This window comes from Emticicia sp. MM, from assembly GCF_001649495.1.
In genome coordinates, this window is record NZ_LXHX01000040.1 from 13,412 (window position 1) to 35,198 (window position 21,787).

The window sequence follows — 21,787 nt, forward strand, 5'->3', positions numbered from 1 at the left end:
TATTTCTCATTTAAACAAATATTACCTATGATTCGCTTGAGTAAGTTAATGATTGTATTGGCATTGTTGATTGGTATAAAATCAGTACCAGTTTTAGGGCAAGACTCAACAAAATCGTCTATTCGGACAGTTTTTTCTGGAAAAAAATCACCCCTAAAACTCAGATATTTAGGGTTGTATGTGGCTCCCGAGTATCAGTTTGGGCAAGTAGGTGGTTCTTTTACTTCTTTAACAGGAGGTTCTGTAATGTTACAGTTTAATAAAAAATTAGCTTTAGGATTCACAGGTTATAGTACTGTAAGAGGTACTCAAAATAATGTTAATGGAATGTTTGCGGGCCTAAAAACTGAATATACAGTAATGCCTGATGCGGCTATTCACGTTTCATTTCCATTAATGTTTGGCGTAGCCAGTGATGCCTTTCGCTTTGGTGAGTTTGGTGAACACCATGATGGCTTCAGGGGTGGTGATAGGGGAATGCCTGATTCAAATTTTGACCCAAATGCCGCTAATGGTACGCAAGGACGGTTTCCTGATAGAAATAATTTTACGAAAAATTATTATAGTGTAGTACAACCAGGAGTGGTAGCTGAGGCAAATCTTATGCGATTTGCAAAGATTTTTGTTGGGGCAAATTACCGATTTGCTTTTGATAATAATGGATTAAGTTCTGATTATAAAGGTTTTTCTGCGAATGTTGGATTGAAACTTGGTATTTTTGATTATGCTTTATCAAAAAAATCAAAAAAGAAAACTGATAATTAATAAATTTTTAATTAGTCGTGCAACCATTTATTACGTCCCAGACGTCATTCATTTCAGTAATTACTAATTGAAGCTTCGCTGTAAAAATCATTTCTAATTCTAAATTTATTATACCAATGAAAAAAATAGTAGTTGTGGCTGCTTTTGTTATGGCGGCTGTATATATGACTGCCTGTAATAAAGAAGCACTCTCTCCTGATTCGATTGCTAACGATATTAAATCGGCTGCAACCGCCGACTCAACTAAGCATAAGCATCCTAAGAAGGATTCTTTAGGTATAAAGAGAGATTCATTAGGTCATAAACCACCAAAAGATTCACTCGGAGTAAAACCTCCTAAATTAGACTCTTTGAAAACTAAACCACCAAAGTTAGATTCACTTGGTCATAAACCTAAGAAAGGTCCAAAGCACGGATAAAAGAATAACACAAACAATATTTTTATTTTTGTGATTGGTCAAATTTCCTGAAATTTTCAGGAAGTTTTTCTATATCATGCAACCATTTTAATAAATGTTTTCGTCTAAATCAGGTAAGCAATCTTTTTGCAAATACTAATCTAAAAAACACTTCGATTATTGATTCAAATTCTCCTCTTGTTACCCTATTATTTATGAGCTAAAATTAAAGGCTCCCTAAACGAATTATTCAAATAATTAGATACTCATGCACGAACAACAGTCTTTGCTCGGTTTTCTTTCTGTGGCATTTTTGGCAGGAGTTGCCAACCTTTTTATGCCTTGTATTTATCCAATAATGCCCATGACTGTAAGTTTCTTTACGAAACAAACTGACGGAGCTCGTAAAGCTATGTTTTATGGTATTTCAATCATGTTTGTTTTTGCAATCATTGGATTTGTAACAATGGCATTTGGAGCCCCGTTTCTTAATTTTATCAGCACGCATTGGCTCCCAAATTTAGTTTTCTTTGTTATTTTTATCATTTTTGGAGTATCACTTTTGGGGGCTTTTGAAATTGTTCTTCCCCATCAGTTTGTCAATAAAATTGATGGAATGTCGGAAAGTGGAGGTTGGTTAGGCATTTTCTTTATGGCACTCACTTTGGTTGTTGTCTCTTTCTCTTGTACTGCCCCTTTTGTCGGGTCATTATTAATTTTAGCGGCACAAGGTGAAGTTTGGCGTCCGCTTTGGGGAATGCTAGCCTTTGGTTTGCCATTTGGCTTAGTTTTTACCCTATTGGCTATGTTTCCACAGTGGTTAAAAAGTATGCCAAAATCAGGTGGATGGATGAACGAAATGAAAGCCGTAATGGGTTTTGCAGAATTTGCTTTAGCATTAAAGTTTTTAAGTAATATCGACCAAGCTTATCACTTCAACCTTTTGCATCGAAGTACATTTCTTATGATTTGGATTGTTATTTTTGGATTAATTGCACTTTATATTTCTGGGTTTATTCGCCTACCTAAAGATAGTAAGGTCAAATCGTATCATTGGTCGAGAGTAGTTTTTAGTATGTTGTTTTTTGTGTTTACTTTTTATTTGATTCCGGGGATAGTTCAAGAAAAACCACTTGATTTATTATCAGGAATATTACCGCCTCAAGATAATCAATCAGAATTAGCGGGTGTTCCTTCTGAAAAGCTTCGTCCAATGCCGCATGGTCTGACTGGTTTTAGTGATTTTGATGATGCTTTGGCCTATGCCCAAGAAGTAAATAAGCCTGTTTTGGTTGATTTTACAGGATATGCTTGTGCCAATTGCCGTAAAATGGAAGAAAATGTATGGATTAAGCCAGAAGTTTTGGAGAGGTTGAAAAATGATTATGTAATTGCGTCGCTCTATGTGGATGATAAGAAAGAATTACCCAAAGAGAAACATTATAAATCTTCGTACGATGATGAATTGAAAACAACCATTGGTGATAAAAATATGGATTTGGAGATTACTAAATTCAATAATAATGCTCAACCTTATTATGCTGTAGTTGACGCCAGCGGCAAAACGATAGTAAATCCTGTGGGTTATTCAAGTGTTGAAGATTTTGTGAAGTTTTTGGATGAAGGTAAAAAGAAATAGAATATTTTGTCAACCAATCGAAAATCAAATTCGTCTTTAATAAAAAAACTTGATTTTACCCCACCTTATCATAAGGTATTACGTAATATAAATATAACCATTATTTAAGTAAACTAAAACTGTTATGACTCGTTTTGAATTTTTAAAATCTCTTGGATTTAGCGGTGGAGCTTTAATGACCTTGCTCACTTCATGTGTAAGAGAAGATGATAAATATGTAAATGCTTTAACGGTAGCCCCCGATGGAACTACAAATACGGGGACAAACACAACAACTGGCACTACTACTACTGGATCAAATACAGGAACTACAACAACAGGTACGACCACGACAGGTACAACCACAACTGGAACAACCACTACACCAGTTAATGTAACAGGAATAATTTCTACGGAAGAACTAAATAAAATTACAAATACTAAATTAAAACTAGATTTAACTTCAACTACTTACGCCAAACTAATGACAGTAGGCGGATATATGGTTATTAGTAATATTGTTGTGGCACTTTCTATAGCTAATACTTATATTGCAGCAACGGTAGTATGCTCGCATGAACCTAAGAAACAAGTTATTTATTACAATAATGAGTGGTATTGTACGGCACATGGAGCGAGATTTTCACTAACTGGAGCTGGACTAAATGGCAATGGAAGAGCTGGCTTAACAGTCTATAAAGTAGCAACTGATGGTAAAACCCTCGTTGTCTATTAATTCTATTATTTTTGAGTATTTTTAAATTTTAAACTTAGAAACAAATGAAATTATTAAGCATTCTTCTAACATTTTTATTGCTTGAAGGAGCTCCACAGTGGGGAAGTGACTTCGATAAGGCAAAAGCAGATGCTATTCAAAACCACAAATATATTGTAATAAACTTTTCGGGTTCTGATTGGTGTGGACCTTGTATTAAGTTAAAAAGAGATATTCTTGATTCTCAGGAGTTCTTGAACTATGCTTCTACCAATTTGGCACTTGTTCGTGCTGATTTCCCGAGACTCAAGAAAAACCAATTGGATAAGAAGCAAACAGCTTTAAACGAGTCTTTAGCAGAAAAATACAATCAAGAAGGTAAATTTCCTTTTACTGTGTTGCTTAATTCAGAAGGAAAGGTCGTGAAAGAATGGGATGGTTACCCAGCAGGAATTACAACTGAAGCATTTATTCAAGAAATTCAGTCGATTGTAAATGCAAAGAAATAATGTTCATCATAAGACGCTCCGCTTGATGGGTAATCGGTTTACGATTACGGTTGTAGAGGAAGATGCTCAATGGGCCGAACAGCAAATTGATGAAGCCATTGCCGAAGTTAGTCGAATTGAAAAACTCTTGACTACCTTCAACAATGATAGCCAAACTAATCAGATTAACGCTAATGCTGGTATTATGCCAGTAAAAGTTGACCAAGAAGTTTTTGATATTATCCAGCGTTCATTGAGAATTTCAGTTTTGACCGATGGAGCTTTTGATATCACCTACGGCTCAATTGATAAAAGATTTTGGAATTTTGATAGATCAATGACTGCTTTACCAGACCCAGAAACTGCCAAAGAAACCATTAAACTCATCAATTACAGGAATGTAATTTTAGATTCTCAAAATCTAACGGTGTTTTTGAAAGAAAAAGGGATGAGAATTGGTTTCGGAGGAATTGGTAAAGGATATGCTGCTGAAAGAGCTAAACAATTGTTGATTCGTAATGGAGTAAAAAGTGGAATTATCAATGCTGCTGGTGATTTAACTACTTGGGGAAATCAACCCAATGGAAAACCTTGGACAATTGCGGTGGCTGACCCCGATGCTCAAAATCAGGCCTTTTCATTTCTTAATATTAGCGATGTGGCAGTTGCTACTTCAGGGAATTATGAAAAGTTTGTGATAATTGATGGGAAAAAGTACTCACATACGATTGACCCAAAGACAGGTTATCCCGTGTCAGGAATAAAAAGTGTGACCATCATTTGCCCAAATGCCGAACTTGCTGATGCTATGGCAACTCCCATAACAGTTCTTGGAGTTGATGCTGGTCTTGGACTTATCAATCAAATGAAAGGGATTGCCTGCATTATTATCGACGACGACAATCAAATATATACATCTTCTAACATTAATATTTTATAAGAATGAAATCAATCAAAATATTAGCACTGATGGTTTTCCTACTTGGGTCTATGGCTTCATGCGTAACAGTAAAAGAATACCAAAAAAATCGAATCAATGATTCTGAAATGGAATTGGCCGCACGCAAAGCAGAAAAATTTGAAACCAGTTTTTATCTTTATCGTGAAGGGGCTTCAGGTGCAAATGGTGGTAAAAGTGGTGGTGGGTGTGGTTGTAATTAATAATTCTAAAGGGCATCAATTAGACCCAATGATTTAAATTTGAATAGTCGTTGATAGTTTTTCGACTATAAATCAAAATCCTCTATGAAAAAAGTAACATTAGCTATTGGTTTGTACGTAGGCATTTTGAGCGGAGCTCATGCCCAATATGATGAAACTAAATATATTTTTAAGAACAGAAATACTGAAACTGGTAAAAGTTCAATTCCAACTTCGAGTAAAAAATATAAGTTAAGCTCCAAGCCAGTGGCAGAAAGTGGCTTTAGAACTTTAAAACTTGATGAGGTGAACTTTGTTTCGGCTTACTATAATCAAGATGGCAATCACTCGGCTGTTACAGGTGGAATTGGTACAGAAAAATTGATTGACTTTGCCAATTCGATAGATTTGAAATTGTCATTTACAGATAGAAAAGGACGCAAAAATTCAATTATTGGTGAAGCATCCGTTGATTATTACTCATCTGCTTCCTCTGATAAAATTGACCCCCGTTCGATTTCTTCAGCATCAATGACGGATACACACTTTTATCCAACTTTATCTTGGAGTAGAAAAAATGATAAAACCCATAACACAGTTGGGGCAAGTTTTTCGTATTCTACAGAATGGGATTATCAATCTTACGGCGGAAATTTAAGTTATTCGAAATCTTCAAAAGATAATAATACAGAATTAAGCTTAAAATTGGGTGCTTTTTTCGATACTTGGTCGGTTATTTTACCTTATGAGGTTAGACCTGATGGTTATGGTTCAGGAGCTGAAGGAGATAATAATATTGATTATAAACGTAGAAATTCATATAATCTCTCTATTGGGGTTTCCCAAATTATCAATAAACGTTTACAGGTAATGGCGGTTGTCGAACCTTCTTTTCAAGAGGGTCTTTTGAGTACGCCATATCACCGAGTGTATTTTACTGATGGAACACTAAAAGTAGAAAAACTACCGGGTACTCGTGCCAAACTCCCTGTTGGTTTAAGAGCAAGTTATTTCTTAGGAGATAGATTCATTATTCGTTCTTTCTATCGTTATTATCAAGATAATTGGGGAATGAAAGCTCATACCCTTAGCTTTGAAGTTCCGATAAAAATTACCTCATTTGTTTCTGTTACACCACATTATCGCTTTAATAGTCAAACTGCGGTAAAATATTTTGCTCCAATAAACACGCACAAGTTAACAGAGTCATATTACACTTCCGATTTCGATATTTCTGATTTTAGAAGTGCTTTTTGGGGAGCAGGTATAAGAATTGCTCCGCCAGACGGCGTCTTAGGAATTAAGCATTGGAATACGGCCGAACTTCGCTACGGGCACTATAACCGAAGTAATGGAATGGTGGCAAATATCATTACTTTGAGTGCAAAGTTTAAGTGATAATTTGATAAAGTAGTTCTTTGTCTGAGTATCTTTTTATTTTTGAACTGATTCTCAGACAAAACTTTATAGACCTAAATTATGCCTAAGTGGAGTATTTTTAGGAGCAATAATGATGACAAATTTAAGAAACCTGTTTCTTCTCAATAAATTCTTTGAATGCTTTGCGGTAGGTATCGCTTATAGGTAAAAAAGCTTTTCCGATTTGTACCTTTTCTTTATCGATGGCATCAATGGCATCAAAAGCAATAATGTAGGAGTTATGTATGCGTATAAACTGGCTTTCGGGAAGTTGTCCTTCTAAACTTTTCATTGTTTGTAGCGTGACAATTTTCTTGGTTGGAGCGTCTTTGGGAGTATCTCGCTCTTTCACATGAATACTGACGTAATCTTTTAAACCTTCAATGTAAAGTATTTCATTGAGCCGAACCTTCACTAATTTAGTTCCATCTTTTACAAATATAAAAGATTGGCTGCTTTCAGCATTTACCGTAATTTCCTGAATAACTTTCTCTTGTACAACAGGTTGAGCCGATGTTAGACGAATGGTTGCTTTTTCAACTGCTTTTAAAAATCGTTCTAGACTGATGGGTTTCAATAAATAGTCGAATACTTCGAGTTCGTATCCTTCTATGGCGTATTCAGAGTAAGCGGTTGTAAGAATAACTAGTGGTTTTTTTTGTAGAATTTTCAGTAAAGTGATACCAGTAATTTCGGGCATTTGAATATCTGAAAATAAAATATCTACCGCATTCTCACGAAGAAAATCTAATGCTGCTAACGAACTTGAGAATGATTTCAACAATTGAAGATGAGGAGCTTTATTTACGTAGGCTTCCATTAGATTTCTCGCCAGTGGCTCATCTTCTATAATTATGCAAGTTAGCATCATGATTTTATTATCAAGCCAAATTTAGTTTCAATACAATTTTATAATCTTTCTCATCTTCATTTACTTCCAAATCATATTTATTTGGATAACTTAAGTCTAGTCGTCGGCTTACATTTTGAAGACCAATTCCAGATTTTTCGTTGGTAGTCTCCAAATTCGCTGGTAATTTACTGTTTTCAACCGAATAAATACATTCTTGTCCTTCTATATTAATGGAAATGTTTACATAAGCATTAGTAGAACTATTACTAACACCGTGTTTGAAGGCATTTTCGAGAAAAGTAATAAAAATTAGTGGCACAATTTGAACCTCATCTGGATTTCCTGCAATTTCAAAGTTGATAGGCACTTGATTATCTAATCGTAGTTTTTCAAGGCTTATATAATTCTTCATGTATTCAATTTCCTTCGCTAATGATACCTTCGGGTGATTGGAATCATAAAGCATATAACGCATCATTTGCGAGAGTTTCTCAATTACTTCAGTAGTATTTGGCGAATTTATCATCGCTAAATAATAAAGGTTATTGAGTGTATTGAATAAAAAATGTGGGTTTACTTGGGCCTTTAAGAATCTTAACTCAGCAGTAAGTTTTTCGTTTTCTATTTCATTCTTTTTAGTTTCTAATTCAAACCAGTCTTTCACGAATCGAAGCATTCCTATAAAAATGGCAATAAAAATGGCTCCAATGGCGTGTTGGGTAATAAACTTCGAAGAGTATAAAAAGCCTTTTGCTTCCTTGATTTCAAGATAAATATATCTTTTGAGATAAATATGACAAATAATGATGATGGCAAAAGGTATTATAAATTCTATAACGTATCTACCTAAATTCTTATACTTTAAAAACCTTGGGAGGCAAATGAAATAGTTGAAATAACTTATTAATGCCATAAAAAATATCTGACTCGTTGCATCATAAAATGCACGTAGGTAGTTGGGTTCTTCACCGTGTCGGCTAAAGGTAATTTGGTAAAAGAAAAAAGAATAATATAATGCCCAGAAAGAAAGATGCAAAAGCAAGATTCGATTGGTTTGTAATAAACTACGTTGATTGAGATTCTGCATTTTTTCCTTGTTTTAGACTAAACTCAGATGAACGACTCATTGAATATTCATAAATAATACTCAAAGTTTGCTTAAAAAACTGATTTTTTGCAAGTTCAACTCACCATTTTAAAGCTATTTTGTGTCATTTTTCTATAAGTCGGCACTAATTGTCGATAATCACACCAAACAATTCGGCAGTTCGGTATTGTCGAGTTATTGGCCGAGTTGTCGAGTTGAAGAACTAGGTTATCTATTTATAAAAATAGTATCACATTTCTATTATTTCTTTGTTGCAGAAATTATTTTACACAAAGAAATCTGAAAAGTCTAATCAATAAATATATGAAAAAGTTAATCGCATTATTCAGTGCTTCATTAATAACAGCGAATGTTTCTTTAGCACAGTTTGGCCCCGGTGGTCCTGGTGGAATGGGTGGTCAAAGAGGCGATAATAATGGTCGTCCACAAACTACACAAAAAGCTCCAAGTTTTAATATTGAGGGAAATGCCCCAAAAGGAAATTCTAAAGTATTTGGTTTTATAGTAGATGAAAGCGTTTCTACCGCCATTGAGTTTGCTAACGTAGCCTTATACAGTAAAGAAACTAAGAAAGTTGTCGATGGTACAATTGCCGATGAAAAAGGTAAGTTTTCTATGAATCGTGTAGCTGCCGGAGAATATAATTTGGTAATTTCTTTTATTGGTTTTAAAGATAAATCAATAGAAGTGAAAGTAGAGAAAGGCAAAGATAATGATTTAGGCGTAATTAAACTTTCTCAAAGTGTAAAGCAATTAGATGAAGTTACGGTTACTGCTGAAAAAGCAATGGTTGAAGAAAAAGTTGACCGTTTGGTTTATAATGCAGAAAAAGACCTCACATCACGCGGTGGAGATGCGGCTGATATTCTTCGTAAAGTTCCGATGCTCTCAGTAGATTTAGATGGTAATGTTTCATTACGTGGTACTTCGAATATCAAAGTTTTGATTAATAATAAGCCTTCCACAATTGTAGCAAGTAGTATTGCCGATGCTTTAAAGATGATTCCTGCCGATTTAATAAAGACTGTTGAGGTAATTACTTCTCCATCAGCTAAATATGATGCTGAAGGTTCGGGTGGTATCATTAATATTATTTTGAAAAAGTCAACTTTACAAGGGCTTACTTTAAATCTTGACTCGGGTGTGGGTATTCGCGGTTCAAATTTAAGTTTAAACGGAAATTATCGCCAAGGTAAACTTGGTGTAACTTTAGGTGGATTTGGAAGAGCATTTTATAATAAATCAGATGTAACACTCAACCAAACTACTTTGAGAAACGGTGTTTCTACACTTACCAATCAATCAGCTAATGCTTTTGACAATGGTTTGTTCGGAAGATATAATTTAGGCTTTGACTATGATTTGGCTAAAAATCAATCTCTAACAGCCTCAATTGCTTTTGGTACTCGAAATTTTAGTCGTAATCAAGATTTTACGATTAACCAATACTCAAATAATGTATTGGGTTCTACAAGCTACCGTAATGTTGATAGCCGTGATTTATCAAATTCCGTAGATATTAATCTTGATTATATCCGAACATTCAAACCATCTCAAGAATGGTCAGTTTCAGGGCAATTTAGTCAAAATAAATTGACAAATAATTTCTTCACCGATTTATTGGGTAATTCGCAAGAACTGGTGAGTCGTCAGAAAAACCTAAATAAAAACTTTAATAATGAAATGACATTGCAAACAGATTTTCAAACGCCAATCAAGCAAAATCAAATGTTTGAAGTTGGTTTGAAAACTGTAATGCGTGAAGTAAACAGTGATTATCAATATTTGATCGCCAATCCAACTGGTTCTTTTTCAACGGATGCACGTAACCCGGCAGGTTTATTAAATTACAACCAAAGCATTGCAGCAGGATATATCTCATATACATATACAACGAAGAATAAATTGACCTTTAAGGCAGGTTCTCGTTATGAGTACACAACTATTGACGCCAATGACCAAAAAGGAAAAATTACTATTCCAGCTTATGCAAACTTAGTACCGAGCGTAAATATCTCGAAAAGTGTAGGGAAATCCTCGACTTTGAAATTGGCTTATAATAACCGTATTCAACGCCCAGGTTTACAGCAATTAAATCCAAACTATAATGCTTCGAACCCGCAAAGTATTTCAGTTGGAAATCCAAGTTTAAAACCAGAGGTTTCGAATAATGTTGAATTCAGCTTGAGTACTAATATAAAGAAGACTTATCTGAATATTTCACTTTTTGGCCGACAAACGAATAATTCTATTACTCGTATTTCAATGCCTTCAGATACAGTTATTGGAGCTATTATTACTACTTTCCAAAATATTGGTAAAGAACAAACGTTTGGAACAAATATTTTCGGAAACTTCTTCTTAACTCAAAAATGGACAATTAATGGTGGTGTTGATATTTTCTATAACTACTTAGAAGGACAACAAACTGGCTTGAACGGACTTTCTTCTAAAATCAGTAATTCAGGTATTGTAGTAAGTGGACGTTTACAATCACAAATTTCTTTGAATAAAGGATGGGCTGTGCAGGCGTTTGGTGGATTTAGAGGAAACCGTGTACAACTTCAAGGAACGCAAGGTGGTATGGGTATGTATTCTGTTGGTGTCAGAAAAGAATTTGCTAACAAAAAAGGAAGTTTAGGTTTAGCGGCAGAAAATTTCTTTGGAATGACCATGAGAAGTACACTAACTACGCCACAATTCAATCAAGAAATGTTTAATAAACTTTATAACCAAAACGTAAAATTAACATTCAGTTATAAGATTGGTAAAATGAAGTTTACGCAAGCGAAGCAATCGAAAGTTAAAAATGATGATGTGAAGTCTGGTGGTGATAATAATAACTAAGTTCGACTTATTTTATGATAGTTTTGGGGTAGATTATTCCAAAGCTATTATGACAAAGCTATATAAAAGATTTTTATTTTGATTAGGTTGAAAATTAGAAGGCTTGTGATATTATCCAAGCCCCTTCTTTTTAAAAGGAAAAGAACCCAAAACAACTATTTTAATATTACATTCGTACTAACTTAAATTTTCTCCTAAAAAAACTATGAATCAAGAAATTATTAACCTATTCGACGAGTACACGCACAAACCACTTTCAAGAAGCGAGTTTATGCAGCGTTTAACAAAACTTACAGGGGGTACTGCCGCTGCACTTGCAGTTTTGCCCTTGTTAGAAGTTAATTATTCAAATGCAGTTACTATTGCCGAAGACGATGAAGATATCATTACTGAAGATGTATCTTTCGAAGGCGATGGAGCTGTAATGAAAGCTTATCTGGCTAAGCCTAAGAAAATTAATGGAAAAATTGGGACTGTTTTAGTGATTCATGAAAACCGTGGGTTAAATCCTCATATCAAAGATGTTACACGTAGAGTTGCAAAAGCAGGGTATATCGCACTGGGAGTTGATGCACTTTCACCCTTTGGAGGTACACCATCTAATGAAGATGAAGCACGCGGTTTATTCGGAAAACTAGATGCACAAAAGAATCTCAACAACTTTTTAAAAGGATTGGATTACTTACGTTCACTTTCTTCGTCAAATGGTAAAACTGCCTGTGTTGGTTTTTGTTGGGGTGGGGGAATGGCCAATCAATTGGCTGTAAATTCACCGAAACTAAATGCAGCAGTAGCATATTATGGGCGTCAAGCTGAAGCTGTTGATGTGCCTAAAATAAAAGCGGCTTTACAATTGCATTACGGTGGTTTAGATGAACGTGTGAATGCTGGAATTCCTGCTTATGAAGCAGCACTAAAATCGGCTGGAATAAAACATGAAATTTATATTTATGAGGGTGCAAATCATGCATTTAATAACGATACTGCCCCTACAAGATATAATCCAGAAGCCGCAAAACTTGCTTGGGAGCGAACTTTACGTTTGTTTAAAGAAACAATATCTTAAAGGCTATTAAATCTATTTAGTTAATAGATTGTTAATAAGTCACAAAGAGTTTGTTTATACATTAAATGTAATTACATTTGTTAAGTATAGTCTGTTTGTATATAGTATTAACCAAAAAAAACAATTTAAAATGAAAAAAATTACTCTTCTTGCCTTTGCTTTGTTAGCTTCAGTTTCATCTTTCGCTCAAAAATGGTCGCTTGACAAAGCTCACGCTAAAATGACTTTCACAGTTACACACTTATTAATGTCAGAAGTTGATGGCGTTTTCAAAAGCTTTGATGCTACAATTACTTCATCTAAAGAAGACTTCTCAGATGCAGTTTTTGATTTAACAGCAGATTTGAAGCAAGTAACTACCAATCAGGAAATGCGTGATGGTCACTTACAAAAGGCTGATATGTTTGATACTGAAAAGTTTCCAACAATGACATTCAAAAGCACTGGTATTACAGCTGCTGGTCCTAAGAAATATAAATTAACAGGAAATCTTACTTTAAAAGGTGTTACGAAGCCAGTTACTTTAGACCTTACTTTAGTTGGTACTGGTGCGGCACGCGATGGAAAGAAATTAGTAGGTTTTAAAGCTACAGGTACAGTAAAACGTACTGATTTCGGTGTAGGAGCTATGCCAAGTGCAGTTGTTTCTGAAGAAGTTGAACTTCGTGCTTCGGGTGAATTTAAAGCAAACTAATTTATCGTAGATAAATTTAATGAAGGCATATTGAGTTTTTACTCAATATGCTTTTTTATTTTACTAGCATTTAAGAAGAACAAAAGAATTTATTGTATTCAAATATTCGCCAAAAGTGGGAAAAGTAGAAGGAGATTTTTTAGTAAGCGAACTTATTTAGTTGTCATGAAATAATCAGTTTTCAATTATGACATCCCTCATGTTTTAAGATTGTCAATTTTAATAGATTTGCCTACTCGAATCTTAGACAGGTAAAAAAGATATGACAACAGTAAACGACCTCATTGATAATTCTAAAATGCTTCAGTTAATCACTGAGCGTTTGGACACTGCACCGAAAACGAAGAAGTTCAACCAATTGGAAACGAATCATGAACTACTTGACTTAATTTTAGATTTATACAACGATGATGAGGATTTTCCGTTTGAGAAATTACAAAAGTTTTCAATCGAAGATATACTTAATTATTTGCAGGTAACGCACCAGTATTATTTGAATAAAAAACTTCCAGAAATTGAACAATCTTTGTTACATATTTTTAGTAAATATGGGCAAAGCCATCAGTTATTAGCAAGTTTAGCGATTTTCTTTAACGATTATAAAAATAAATTAGTTGACCACATACGTATGGAGGAAAAACAATTATTCCCATACATTCGTAAAGTGATTGTTGCTTCAAGAGTAAAGCCAGTTTGTGCTGAAAAACTAGACCTTGACCCAGCGTTTTCAATCCAACAATTTATTGATGGCCACTCTCCAATAGAAGATGAACTTAAAGAAGTTAGTAGAATTATCCTTCAATATTCAAGCGATGATTCAACCCCACTACCGTATAAAGTTTTTTTAAATCAAGTTGAACTATTTGAACTTGAATTGAGAAAGCATGCAATTATTGAAGACCATGTTTTAGTACCAATGGTAATTGAACTGGAGAATAAAATAAAAAAAGTATAGAATTAGCCCATTATTTACCTCTTATAAATGAGTTATAGCCCGGTGAAATTTTCATTGGGCTTTGTTTTTATGGCTTAGCTGGTTACTTTAATTTTTCTTGCATAACTCCAAATTTATATTACTTTTGTATAGTAAAAATTTCATTTATATCCCAAATTTAAAAAAATTGCAATTTAACGAATTTAACCTACACGACGATGTCTTATCGGGTATCGATGCAATGAGCTATTTGCAGGCTACCCCTATTCAAGAACAAGCTATTCCTATTATACTTTCTGGTAAAGATTTAATTGCTTCAGCCCAAACAGGCACGGGTAAGACAGCGGCCTATTTAATTCCAATTTTAGATTTCATTGCTCGTAATCCAAGTGATTATACTACTGCGTTAATTTTAGTTCCTACTAGAGAACTAGCTAAACAAATTGATGAGCAAATAGAAGGATTTAGTTATTTCGTTTCAGCAACAAGTATTGCAATTTATGGCGGTGGCAAAGGCGAAGATTGGAATCAACAACGCAAGGCCTTAGTTAATGGAGCAGATATCATTATTGCTACGCCTGGTCGATTAATGGCTCAGATAAAAACTGGTGAAATAAATTTTGAAAACTTAAAGTGTTTAGTTTTAGATGAAGCAGATAAAATGCTTGATATGGGGTTTGCAGAAGATATTTTATTTGTCATTAAGCATTTACCTATTCAAAGACAAAATTTGATGTTTTCGGCAACAATGCCCAAGAAAATTAGAGATTTTGCCAATAAAATCTTAAAAACACCAGAAGAGATTCGTTTATCAGTCTCTAAACCTGCGGTGGGTATTGACCAACAATTCTATTTGGCTTCCGACGAACAAAAGCTTCCACTTTTATTGCATTTAATGAAAAATACTGAAGCGGAATCGGTCATTATTTTTTCTTCTCAGAAATCAATGATTGATAAAGTTGTTAGAAGTCTCAACCGAAATAATATTGAATCTAAAGGAATTTCATCTGATATTTCACAAGAAGAAAGAGAAGAGTCATTACGAGGTTTTAAGAACAAACAATTTAAAGTATTGGTTGCCACCGATGTGCTTTCAAGAGGTATTGATATTAACAATTTGAATTTAGTTATCAATATTGATGTACCTCGTGATGCAGAAGATTATATTCACAGAATAGGCAGAACTGCTAGAGCAGAAACAACTGGTACGGCCATTACATTTATTAATGAAAAAGACCAATATAGGGTAGCAAATATTGAAAAGCTTTTAGAACGAGAAGTTGAAAAGTTAAATATTACAGAAAGTTTAGGTTTTGGTAAAGCACCTGAATACAATCCTTCGCTTGGAAGAAAGAAAAATAGAAACTCTAATCCGAATAAGAAAGGCTCATTCAATAAAAAACGGTTTGATAAACCAAAGAAAATTCAAACTACCACATAAAAAAAAGGAGTCATTGATGACTCCTTTTTTTATGTATCAATAATAAGTCTACTTTGAGACTAATTGAATCTTACTTTGGTTGAGCTGCTGGAGCTGGAGTTGTTCCGGCTGGCGTGTTACCAGTTGCAGGAGCTGCTGCTGGAGTTGTCGCTGGAGCAGTTGGACGAGCTTGTGCTTTTTCAACATTTAAACCATTATCTTCGGCAGAAGCACCAGTTTTATCAGCAAAAATGCCTACAGTAAGAGCACCTACAATAATGAAAGCAAAAAAGCCCCAAGTAAGTTGCTCAAGTATATCTCCTGTACGTTGAACTCCGAACATTTGTGCACCTGCACCACCAAATTCACTCGAAAGACCACCGCCTTTAGGATTTTGAATCATAATCACTAAAACTAATAAGATGGCGATAATTACCATTAAAACTAAAACTGTAGTGTACATTTTTTCAATAAATGATTAAATATGAATGATATTCTTGCAATAATTTCTTTAAATAAGAAAACGAAAACTCTGCTAAAGTGTTGATAATGAATTGCTTATAATTCAAAATTGATTGTTACTTTACAACATCTTCTTTTGCAGGTCGGCGATTTTTTCCGCAAAGTAAGCATTTTTTTCTGGATTTTTTAATAAAAGTTTATGATAAACTTCTATCGCTTGGTCGAAACGCCCCTGACGTGCCAAAATCTTGGCATAGCTTTCTGTTAATAATGGGCCTTTGAGCGTTGTACTGTGTTCGCTAAGGTCTTCAACTTCTTCGTTGTTATTGGCAATTCTAATTGGTTGAATACGAGGCTCTTTCTTTATAAATTGCTCAATTAGGGCTAATTGTTCGTCTTGAATATTTTTTAGTGCTGGTTTTGCAATTGATTCTATTAACTCCTCTTCCAATTTCTCGCGTTTTAATTCGTCTTCAATAATATTTGGTGAAAATTTACTTTCAGTAGTTGATTCAGCTACTCTGATGTTAGGCACACTATTCCAATCCAAATCATTTTCAATCACTTTTCTTAGGGCATTTCTACTTAAAGCATAAATAGCCGCTTTTCTTACCGCATCTTGTGCAATTTCGGGGGCTTTTGAATAAATTCCTTTTGCAATCAGTGTGTAACTTAGTTGAAAATAGGGGAATTTTTTAGTAGCATTTTCCATCAACATGATATCATTTAGCGATAACGTTGATGGATTACTTAAGTATTCTATAAAAATATTTTTATCAAGCATAGTTTCAATTAGTGGATAATGTATAATTAAAAACTATATATTACACATTTTACATAAATAAATTACCATTGAGCTGCGGTATCGTTAAAAATGTTTAGTACCAATTGGTCAATAATTTTCGGTACTAAACTTCCTTCCACTTGAGCAAGGGTTTGTTCTTGCGGGAAATCTTGATAAAACGAAAACTCTTTTTCAAAGTTTTCATCTTCATTTTTTGCATTAAAAAACCTTACTTCTACTCTAATGGTTAATCGGTTAAGTGCCGCTTTATCACCCGACGTTGCTGATACGGGAGTTAGTTCATAACCAGTTATAGCTCCTTCAAGTAATAAATCAGCATCATTAGGTTTGAGTTTTAAACTTGTATTACGCTGATAATATTCTTTTAATTTCTCTGTAAAAGTAAGCGTTAAATTGGCAGGCCCACCGGCGGTGTTCATAACAAAGTTTTGAATGGTGATAGTTTTCAAATCTTTGGAAAGTGTTGTGCCTGTAAACGAATAAATTTTACAAGAACTGAGAAATAATAAGCTAATGAATAATGAATAATGAATAAGGGCTAATTTTTTGTTGAAAAAAATATCATTAACATTCTTCATCTTCCATTCTTTATTTTTCATTAAAAAATTACTCATCTTCAATATCATATTGTTTGATTTTTCGATAAAGTGTTCGTTCTGAAATTCCTAAATCAAGTGCGGCATATTTTCGCTTGAAATTATTTTTCTTTAAGGCCCTCACTATCATTTCTTTTTCTTGCTTTTCCAGTGAATAAGAATTTTCTTCAGTTTCATGAGAGATATCCTCTACGTTATCTCGGTCATCTTGAAGACTATCTATTTTTATAACACCTTGATTTTCAATTGGTTGAAATGTTGGGTAATTATTGGTAGTTTGAGGAGGCGTATAAACAGTTGGCGGCATAAGGGCCATGTTTTCTTCTTGAATACCTCTAAATAAATCTTGATGCTGCTGAATCATATCATTATTCATAGGTATGCCATTGGCCTGCCCTTGCATGAGTGATAAAACTAACTTCTTGAGGTCAGTCATATCTTTTCTCATGTCAAATAAAACCTTGTAAAGAATATCTCTTTCTGAGACGTTATCATATTCTGAATTCAGCCCTTTCAAAAGCGTTGGTAGGCCACTCGATTGTTCACGCGGTAGATATTTTGATAATATTTCTGGTGTAATTAAGCGTTCTACTTCTAGGATAGTAATTTGTTCGGCAATATTTTTTAGCTGTCGAATATTTCCCGGAAACCTAAAATTCATCAACATTTGCCCTGCTTCATCAGTCAATTCTACAGGACGGATTCTGTTTTTTTCAGCAAAATCAGTTGAGAATTTTCTGAAAAGCAATTCAATATCATATCCACGTTCGCGTAATGGAGGAACATTGATTGGTACAGTATTCAAACGATAATATAAATCTTCACGGAAACGCCCACGTTCAACAGCATCAAGTAATTTTACATTGGTAGCTGCTACCACTCTCACATCAGTTTTCTTCACTTTTGAAGAACCTACTGGAATAAACTCGCCATTTTCAAGTACACGAAGTAAGCGGGCTTGCGTACCTACGGGCATTTCACCAATTTCATCCAGAAAAATAGTACCCGTATTAGTAGTTTCAAAATAACCCTTTCTATCATCAATTGCCCCTGTAAATGAGCCTTTTACGTGCCCAAATAATTCGGAGTCGATGGTTCCTTCTGGAATTGCTCCACAGTTGATAGCAATGAAAGGACCGTGTTTGCGTGAACTTAGTGCGTGGATAATTTTTGAAAATGATTCTTTCCCACTACCGCTTTCTCCATTAATCAGTACAGTCAAATCGGTAGGGGCAACCTGAATCGCCACGCTAAGTGCGTGGTTGAGAGCAGGGGCATTTCCGATGATGCCAAAGCGATTTTTGACCGACTGTAATTCTGTATTTGTACTCATTATTATTTAGCTTTTAGCTGTTTGCCTTTAGCTATTGGTTTATTTTCAAAGATTATTCTACGATATGTCCGATTAAAGTTGCTGAAGAACATTCAGTTACCATAACGTTTACATATTCACCTTTTTGATGATTTTCTTTAGGGAAAATTATCATTTTATTTTGGTCGTTTCTTCCAGAAAGGTGTTCATTCGAGCGTTTTGAAAATCCTTCAATTAAAACTTTATAAACTTTTCCGATAGACATTTGATTACGCTCCAAAGAATGTTCTCGTTGTTTGGCAATGATTTCGGCTAAACGACGATTCTTGATTTCATTTGGAACATCATCCTGTAATTTTTTAGCAGCAGGTGTATTTGGGCGTTCAGAATAGGCGAACATATAACCGTAATCATACTTCACATAATCCATCAATGAAAGCGTATCTTGGTGGTCTTCTTCTGTTTCTGTACAAAAACCAGCTATCATATCTTGAGAAATACCACATTCTTCACCCAAAATCTCACGGATGCGGTCGATTTTTCCTATATACCATTCACGGTCATAGGTACGATTCATTAGCTCAAGAATACGGCTGCTACCACTTTGTGCTGGGAGGTGAATGTATTTACAGATATTATCGTACTTCTTGATTGTATAAAGTACTTCATCGGTAATATCTTTTGGGTGTGAAGTAGAGAAACGTACACGTAAATCAGGATTTACTAAAGCTACCATTTCCAATAAATTGGCGAAAGTAACAATATTTTCTTGAGCCGTTTCTGTTGACTTCCACTTGTAGCTATCTACGTTTTGACCTAATAAAGTAACTTCACGGTACCCTTGTTCAAATAATTCGGTTGCTTCTTTTACAATAGAATGTGGGTCACGGCTGCGTTCACGTCCACGGGTATAAGGTACCACGCAGAAACTACACATATTATCACAACCACGCATGATACTAATAAAAGCGGTAACTCCATTAGAATCTAATCGAATAGGGGTAATATCTGCATAAGTTTCTTCACGAGAAAGAAATACGTTAACGGCCTTTTGTCCATCTTCAACTTCATTAATAAGGTTTGGTAAATCACGATAGGCATCGGGACCCACAACCATATCAACCACTTTTTCTTCTTCCAAAAGTTTCGTTTTCAAACGCTCGGCCATACAGCCCAAAATGCCAATTTTTACATTTTTGCGTTTTTGTTTCATCGGAACAAGGTGCTGCAAACGATGACGAACTTTTTGTTCGGCATTTTCACGAATGGCACAAGTATTTAGTAAGATAAGCTCTGCTTCTTCGATTTTTGAGGTGGTAGCAAAATCATTTTCTCTTAGAATAGATGCCACAATTTCACTATCGGCGAAGTTCATTTGGCATCCATAACTTTCAATATAAAGTTTGCGTTTTGCCGTACTGATTTCGTCTTCGCTAATGCGAGCCACATCCAAGTCTTTCTTATCTTCTTCGTTGAGAATCTTTAATGAGTTTGTAACTAATTCCATATTTATTTTGAATACTTGCCAATGAAATAATTGGTAATTGTACAATTAGCGATAATTGTAATGCAAAAGTACAACAATACTGACAGATTGTCAGTTTAAAATAACTTAAATTTTTGAAGGAATGTTTTACAGGCGACTAATTGATATGATAGATGGTTATTTTTTACTATTTTGCTTTTTCATTCAACCTAATAAATTCAATCATGCCTCTGCTAGTAACTGTAATTAGTCTGTTAGTGCTTATTTTACTGATTTCATATTTTAAAGTTCATACTTTTTTAGCATTCTTGACGGTTTCTTTCGGGGCAGGTATTGCGTTGGGAATGAACCCAGAAGCTATTTTAAAATCAATTCAACAAGGAACAGGAAGTACTTTAGGGGCAATTGTAGCGATTATTGCATTGGGTGCCATGTTGGGTAAGTTAGTAGCCCAAAGCGGTGCTGCGCAACGAATTTCAATGCAAATGATGTCGGTTATTGGTAAAAATCGTGTTCGTTGGGCATTTATGGTTACTGGTTTCATTGTAGGTTTACCATTATTCTATTCGGTTGGCTTTATGCTGTTGGCTCCTTTAGCAATTACGGTGGCCTATCGTTTTAAACTTTCGGCAGTTTATATTGCTCTTCCAATGTTGGCATCGCTTTCAGTAACTCAAGGATATTTGCCTCCTCACCCTGCTCCATTGGCATTAGTTAAGCAATTTAATGCTGATATGGGACTAACACTTTTCTATGGTATAATTGTGTCTATTCCAGCAATCTTAGTTTCGGGAGCTTTTTTCGGGGCAATTATAAAGAAATATAATGTTTTGCCGAACAAATCTTTTATCGCTCCAGAATTAACCGATGAGCAAATGCCCTCAAGTTTCAGCAGTTTTTTTACAGTACTGCTACCAATTATATTAATAAGCTTAGCATCCATTTTATTACCTTATTTTCCCAAGGATTTATTGATTCATCAATTATTTGTTTTTTTAGCTGACCCAGTGGCAAGTATGTTTATTGCAGTGGTGGTGGCAATCTATTTATTAGGTATTAAGCAAAACAAATCATTAACTGAAGTATCTAACTTACTTGGTGATTCTATTAAAGATGTTGCTATGCTGTTTTTGATTTTTGGTGGGGCTGGAGCTTTAAAACAAGTCCTTACCGATGGGGGAGTAAGTCAATCAATTGCTGATATGATGTCTAACTCATCCATGCACCCGCTTGTTTTAGGTTGGGGAATGGCTGCTATCATCAGAGTAGCGGTGGGTTCATCAACGGTGGCGGGTATCACCACCGCTGGTTTTATGTTTCCACTTTTGGCTTCTACTCATACCGAGCCTCATTTAATGGTTCTCAGTATCGGAGCTGGAAGTATGATGTTTTCCCATGTAAATGATGCTGGTTTTTGGTTATTTCGAGAGTATTTTCAACTTTCTATGAGCCAAACCCTTAAAACTTGGTCAGTCATGGAAATACTAGTTTCAGTGATGGGGCTTTTAGGGGTTTTATTTCTGAAGTTTGTAGTTTTATAATTTTGGGCATAATCTTAAATTTTCTAAATTCTGATTTAGACGTTATTTCTTCCGCTTCATGTCTTTTTATTGAATTGTTTTGAATAAATATTTGTGCACCTGCTTGCTATATAATACGTT

The 21,787-nt window shown here is 34.7% G+C and carries 21 protein-coding genes; 14 read left to right on the top strand and 7 right to left on the bottom strand.

The genetic code is table 11. The features are described 5' to 3' along the window. Positions 1-27: 27 nt before the first annotated feature. The 8 genes from A6M55_RS05710 (at position 28) to A6M55_RS05745 (ending at position 6,522) form a co-directional block, all read left to right on the top strand. On the top strand, positions 28-765 hold the full coding sequence (locus tag A6M55_RS05710; protein WP_015030379.1) for a hypothetical protein: 738 nt from the start codon (positions 28-30) through the stop codon (positions 763-765). Between the two features lie 116 nt (positions 766-881). After that, the gene (locus tag A6M55_RS05715; protein ID WP_015030380.1) at positions 882-1,184 is read left to right on the top strand and encodes a hypothetical protein; all 303 of its coding nucleotides are present in this window, start codon (positions 882-884) and stop codon (positions 1,182-1,184) included. A 247-nt stretch (positions 1,185-1,431) separates the two neighbouring features. Next, entirely contained in the window at positions 1,432-2,802 is a 1,371-nt protein-coding gene (locus A6M55_RS05720) for a protein-disulfide reductase DsbD (protein WP_064196864.1), read from the top strand. Between the two features lie 124 nt (positions 2,803-2,926). Then, on the top strand, positions 2,927-3,517 hold the full coding sequence (locus A6M55_RS05725; protein WP_064196865.1) for a hypothetical protein: 591 nt from the start codon (positions 2,927-2,929) through the stop codon (positions 3,515-3,517). Positions 3,518-3,561: 44 nt separating this feature from the next. Further along, a complete protein-coding gene (locus tag A6M55_RS05730; protein ID WP_064196866.1) occupies positions 3,562-4,005 on the top strand; it encodes a thioredoxin family protein in 444 nt (147 codons plus the stop codon). Then, positions 3,992-4,924, top strand: coding sequence for an FAD:protein FMN transferase (locus A6M55_RS05735; RefSeq protein WP_064196867.1), 933 nt, complete (start codon positions 3,992-3,994; stop codon positions 4,922-4,924). Before A6M55_RS05730 ends, A6M55_RS05735 begins: the two co-directional genes overlap by 14 nt. A 2-nt stretch (positions 4,925-4,926) precedes the next feature. Then, positions 4,927-5,145, top strand: a complete 219-nt coding sequence (locus A6M55_RS05740) for a DUF4266 domain-containing protein (RefSeq protein WP_015030385.1) — start codon at positions 4,927-4,929, stop codon at positions 5,143-5,145. Between the two features lie 84 nt (positions 5,146-5,229). Continuing rightward, complete coding sequence (locus A6M55_RS05745) at positions 5,230-6,522, top strand: DUF3570 domain-containing protein (protein WP_064196868.1); 1,293 nt, start codon at positions 5,230-5,232, stop codon at positions 6,520-6,522. Positions 6,523-6,646: 124 nt separating this feature from the next. Here the strand turns inward: A6M55_RS05745 and A6M55_RS05750 are convergent, their stop codons facing one another. Both A6M55_RS05750 and A6M55_RS05755 read right to left on the bottom strand, forming a co-directional pair. After that, on the bottom strand, positions 6,647-7,414 hold the full coding sequence (locus A6M55_RS05750; RefSeq protein WP_064196869.1) for a LytTR family DNA-binding domain-containing protein: 768 nt from the start codon (positions 7,412-7,414) through the stop codon (positions 6,647-6,649). A 10-nt stretch (positions 7,415-7,424) separates the two neighbouring features. After that, positions 7,425-8,483: a sensor histidine kinase gene (locus A6M55_RS05755; RefSeq protein ID WP_064196870.1), complete on the bottom strand. Its 1,059-nt coding sequence runs from the start codon at positions 8,481-8,483 to the stop codon at positions 7,425-7,427. A 324-nt stretch (positions 8,484-8,807) separates the two neighbouring features. Between A6M55_RS05755 and A6M55_RS05760 the strand changes: the two genes are divergently transcribed. The 5 genes from A6M55_RS05760 to A6M55_RS05780 all read left to right on the top strand — a co-directional run bounded on the left by A6M55_RS05760 (position 8,808) and on the right by A6M55_RS05780 (position 15,486). Then, positions 8,808-11,351, top strand: coding sequence for a TonB-dependent receptor domain-containing protein (locus A6M55_RS05760; RefSeq protein ID WP_064196871.1), 2,544 nt, complete (start codon positions 8,808-8,810; stop codon positions 11,349-11,351). 205 nt (positions 11,352-11,556) lie between these two features. Continuing rightward, positions 11,557-12,417 (top strand): dienelactone hydrolase family protein, encoded by an 861-nt coding sequence (locus tag A6M55_RS05765; RefSeq protein WP_064196872.1) that lies wholly within the window; start codon positions 11,557-11,559, stop codon positions 12,415-12,417. Between the two features lie 130 nt (positions 12,418-12,547). Further along, entirely contained in the window at positions 12,548-13,111 is a 564-nt protein-coding gene (locus A6M55_RS05770; protein ID WP_041693626.1) for a YceI family protein, read from the top strand. 262 nt (positions 13,112-13,373) lie between these two features. Beyond that, entirely contained in the window at positions 13,374-14,066 is a 693-nt protein-coding gene (locus A6M55_RS05775; protein WP_015030392.1) for a hemerythrin, read from the top strand. 166 nt (positions 14,067-14,232) lie between these two features. Continuing rightward, on the top strand, positions 14,233-15,486 hold the full coding sequence (locus A6M55_RS05780) for a DEAD/DEAH box helicase (RefSeq protein WP_064196886.1): 1,254 nt from the start codon (positions 14,233-14,235) through the stop codon (positions 15,484-15,486). 70 nt (positions 15,487-15,556) lie between these two features. Here A6M55_RS05780 and secG read toward each other — a convergent pair whose 3' ends face one another. From secG to miaB, 5 genes are all read right to left on the bottom strand, one after another. Beyond that, positions 15,557-15,928 (bottom strand): preprotein translocase subunit SecG, encoded by a 372-nt coding sequence (gene secG / locus A6M55_RS05785; protein ID WP_015030394.1) that lies wholly within the window; start codon positions 15,926-15,928, stop codon positions 15,557-15,559. Between the two features lie 120 nt (positions 15,929-16,048). Beyond that, positions 16,049-16,711, bottom strand: a complete 663-nt coding sequence (locus A6M55_RS05790) for a hypothetical protein (RefSeq protein ID WP_015030395.1) — start codon at positions 16,709-16,711, stop codon at positions 16,049-16,051. Between the two features lie 62 nt (positions 16,712-16,773). After that, on the bottom strand, positions 16,774-17,358 hold the full coding sequence (locus A6M55_RS05795) for an LptE family protein (RefSeq protein ID WP_305953143.1): 585 nt from the start codon (positions 17,356-17,358) through the stop codon (positions 16,774-16,776). Further along, entirely contained in the window at positions 17,339-18,661 is a 1,323-nt protein-coding gene (locus tag A6M55_RS05800; protein ID WP_064196873.1) for a sigma-54-dependent Fis family transcriptional regulator, read from the bottom strand. The genes A6M55_RS05795 and A6M55_RS05800 overlap by 20 nt, the downstream gene beginning before the upstream one ends. Before the next feature lie 52 nt (positions 18,662-18,713). Further along, positions 18,714-20,147, bottom strand: coding sequence for a tRNA (N6-isopentenyl adenosine(37)-C2)-methylthiotransferase MiaB (gene miaB / locus A6M55_RS05805; protein ID WP_064196874.1), 1,434 nt, complete (start codon positions 20,145-20,147; stop codon positions 18,714-18,716). 203 nt (positions 20,148-20,350) lie between these two features. Here miaB and A6M55_RS05810 point away from each other — a divergent pair, with 203 nt between their 5' ends. Next, positions 20,351-21,667, top strand: coding sequence for a gluconate:H+ symporter (locus tag A6M55_RS05810; RefSeq protein ID WP_064196887.1), 1,317 nt, complete (start codon positions 20,351-20,353; stop codon positions 21,665-21,667). Positions 21,668-21,787: the final 120 nt, after the last annotated feature.

Excerpts from the sequence above, each read along its gene's own strand:
- A6M55_RS05710 (WP_015030379.1), top strand. The coding sequence starts at position 28 with ATGATTCGCTTGAGTAAGTTAATGATTGTATTGGCATTGTTGATTGGT.
- A6M55_RS05715 (WP_015030380.1), top strand. The coding sequence starts at position 882 with ATGAAAAAAATAGTAGTTGTGGCTGCTTTTGTTATGGCGGCTGTATAT.
- A6M55_RS05720 (WP_064196864.1), top strand. The coding sequence starts at position 1,432 with ATGCACGAACAACAGTCTTTGCTCGGTTTTCTTTCTGTGGCATTTTTG.
- A6M55_RS05725 (WP_064196865.1), top strand. The coding sequence starts at position 2,927 with ATGACTCGTTTTGAATTTTTAAAATCTCTTGGATTTAGCGGTGGAGCT.
- A6M55_RS05730 (WP_064196866.1), top strand. The coding sequence starts at position 3,562 with ATGAAATTATTAAGCATTCTTCTAACATTTTTATTGCTTGAAGGAGCT.
- A6M55_RS05735 (WP_064196867.1), top strand. The coding sequence starts at position 3,992 with ATGCAAAGAAATAATGTTCATCATAAGACGCTCCGCTTGATGGGTAAT.
- A6M55_RS05740 (WP_015030385.1), top strand. The coding sequence starts at position 4,927 with ATGAAATCAATCAAAATATTAGCACTGATGGTTTTCCTACTTGGGTCT.
- A6M55_RS05745 (WP_064196868.1), top strand. The coding sequence starts at position 5,230 with ATGAAAAAAGTAACATTAGCTATTGGTTTGTACGTAGGCATTTTGAGC.
- A6M55_RS05750 (WP_064196869.1), bottom strand. The coding sequence starts at position 7,414 with ATGATGCTAACTTGCATAATTATAGAAGATGAGCCACTGGCGAGAAAT.
- A6M55_RS05755 (WP_064196870.1), bottom strand. The coding sequence starts at position 8,483 with ATGCAGAATCTCAATCAACGTAGTTTATTACAAACCAATCGAATCTTG.
- A6M55_RS05760 (WP_064196871.1), top strand. The coding sequence starts at position 8,808 with ATGAAAAAGTTAATCGCATTATTCAGTGCTTCATTAATAACAGCGAAT.
- A6M55_RS05765 (WP_064196872.1), top strand. The coding sequence starts at position 11,557 with ATGAATCAAGAAATTATTAACCTATTCGACGAGTACACGCACAAACCA.
- A6M55_RS05770 (WP_041693626.1), top strand. The coding sequence starts at position 12,548 with ATGAAAAAAATTACTCTTCTTGCCTTTGCTTTGTTAGCTTCAGTTTCA.
- A6M55_RS05775 (WP_015030392.1), top strand. The coding sequence starts at position 13,374 with ATGACAACAGTAAACGACCTCATTGATAATTCTAAAATGCTTCAGTTA.
- secG (WP_015030394.1), bottom strand. The coding sequence starts at position 15,928 with ATGTACACTACAGTTTTAGTTTTAATGGTAATTATCGCCATCTTATTA.
- A6M55_RS05790 (WP_015030395.1), bottom strand. The coding sequence starts at position 16,711 with ATGCTTGATAAAAATATTTTTATAGAATACTTAAGTAATCCATCAACG.
- A6M55_RS05795 (WP_305953143.1), bottom strand. The coding sequence starts at position 17,358 with ATGATATTGAAGATGAGTAATTTTTTAATGAAAAATAAAGAATGGAAG.
- A6M55_RS05800 (WP_064196873.1), bottom strand. The coding sequence starts at position 18,661 with ATGAGTACAAATACAGAATTACAGTCGGTCAAAAATCGCTTTGGCATC.
- miaB (WP_064196874.1), bottom strand. The coding sequence starts at position 20,147 with ATGGAATTAGTTACAAACTCATTAAAGATTCTCAACGAAGAAGATAAG.
- A6M55_RS05810 (WP_064196887.1), top strand. The coding sequence starts at position 20,351 with ATGCCTCTGCTAGTAACTGTAATTAGTCTGTTAGTGCTTATTTTACTG.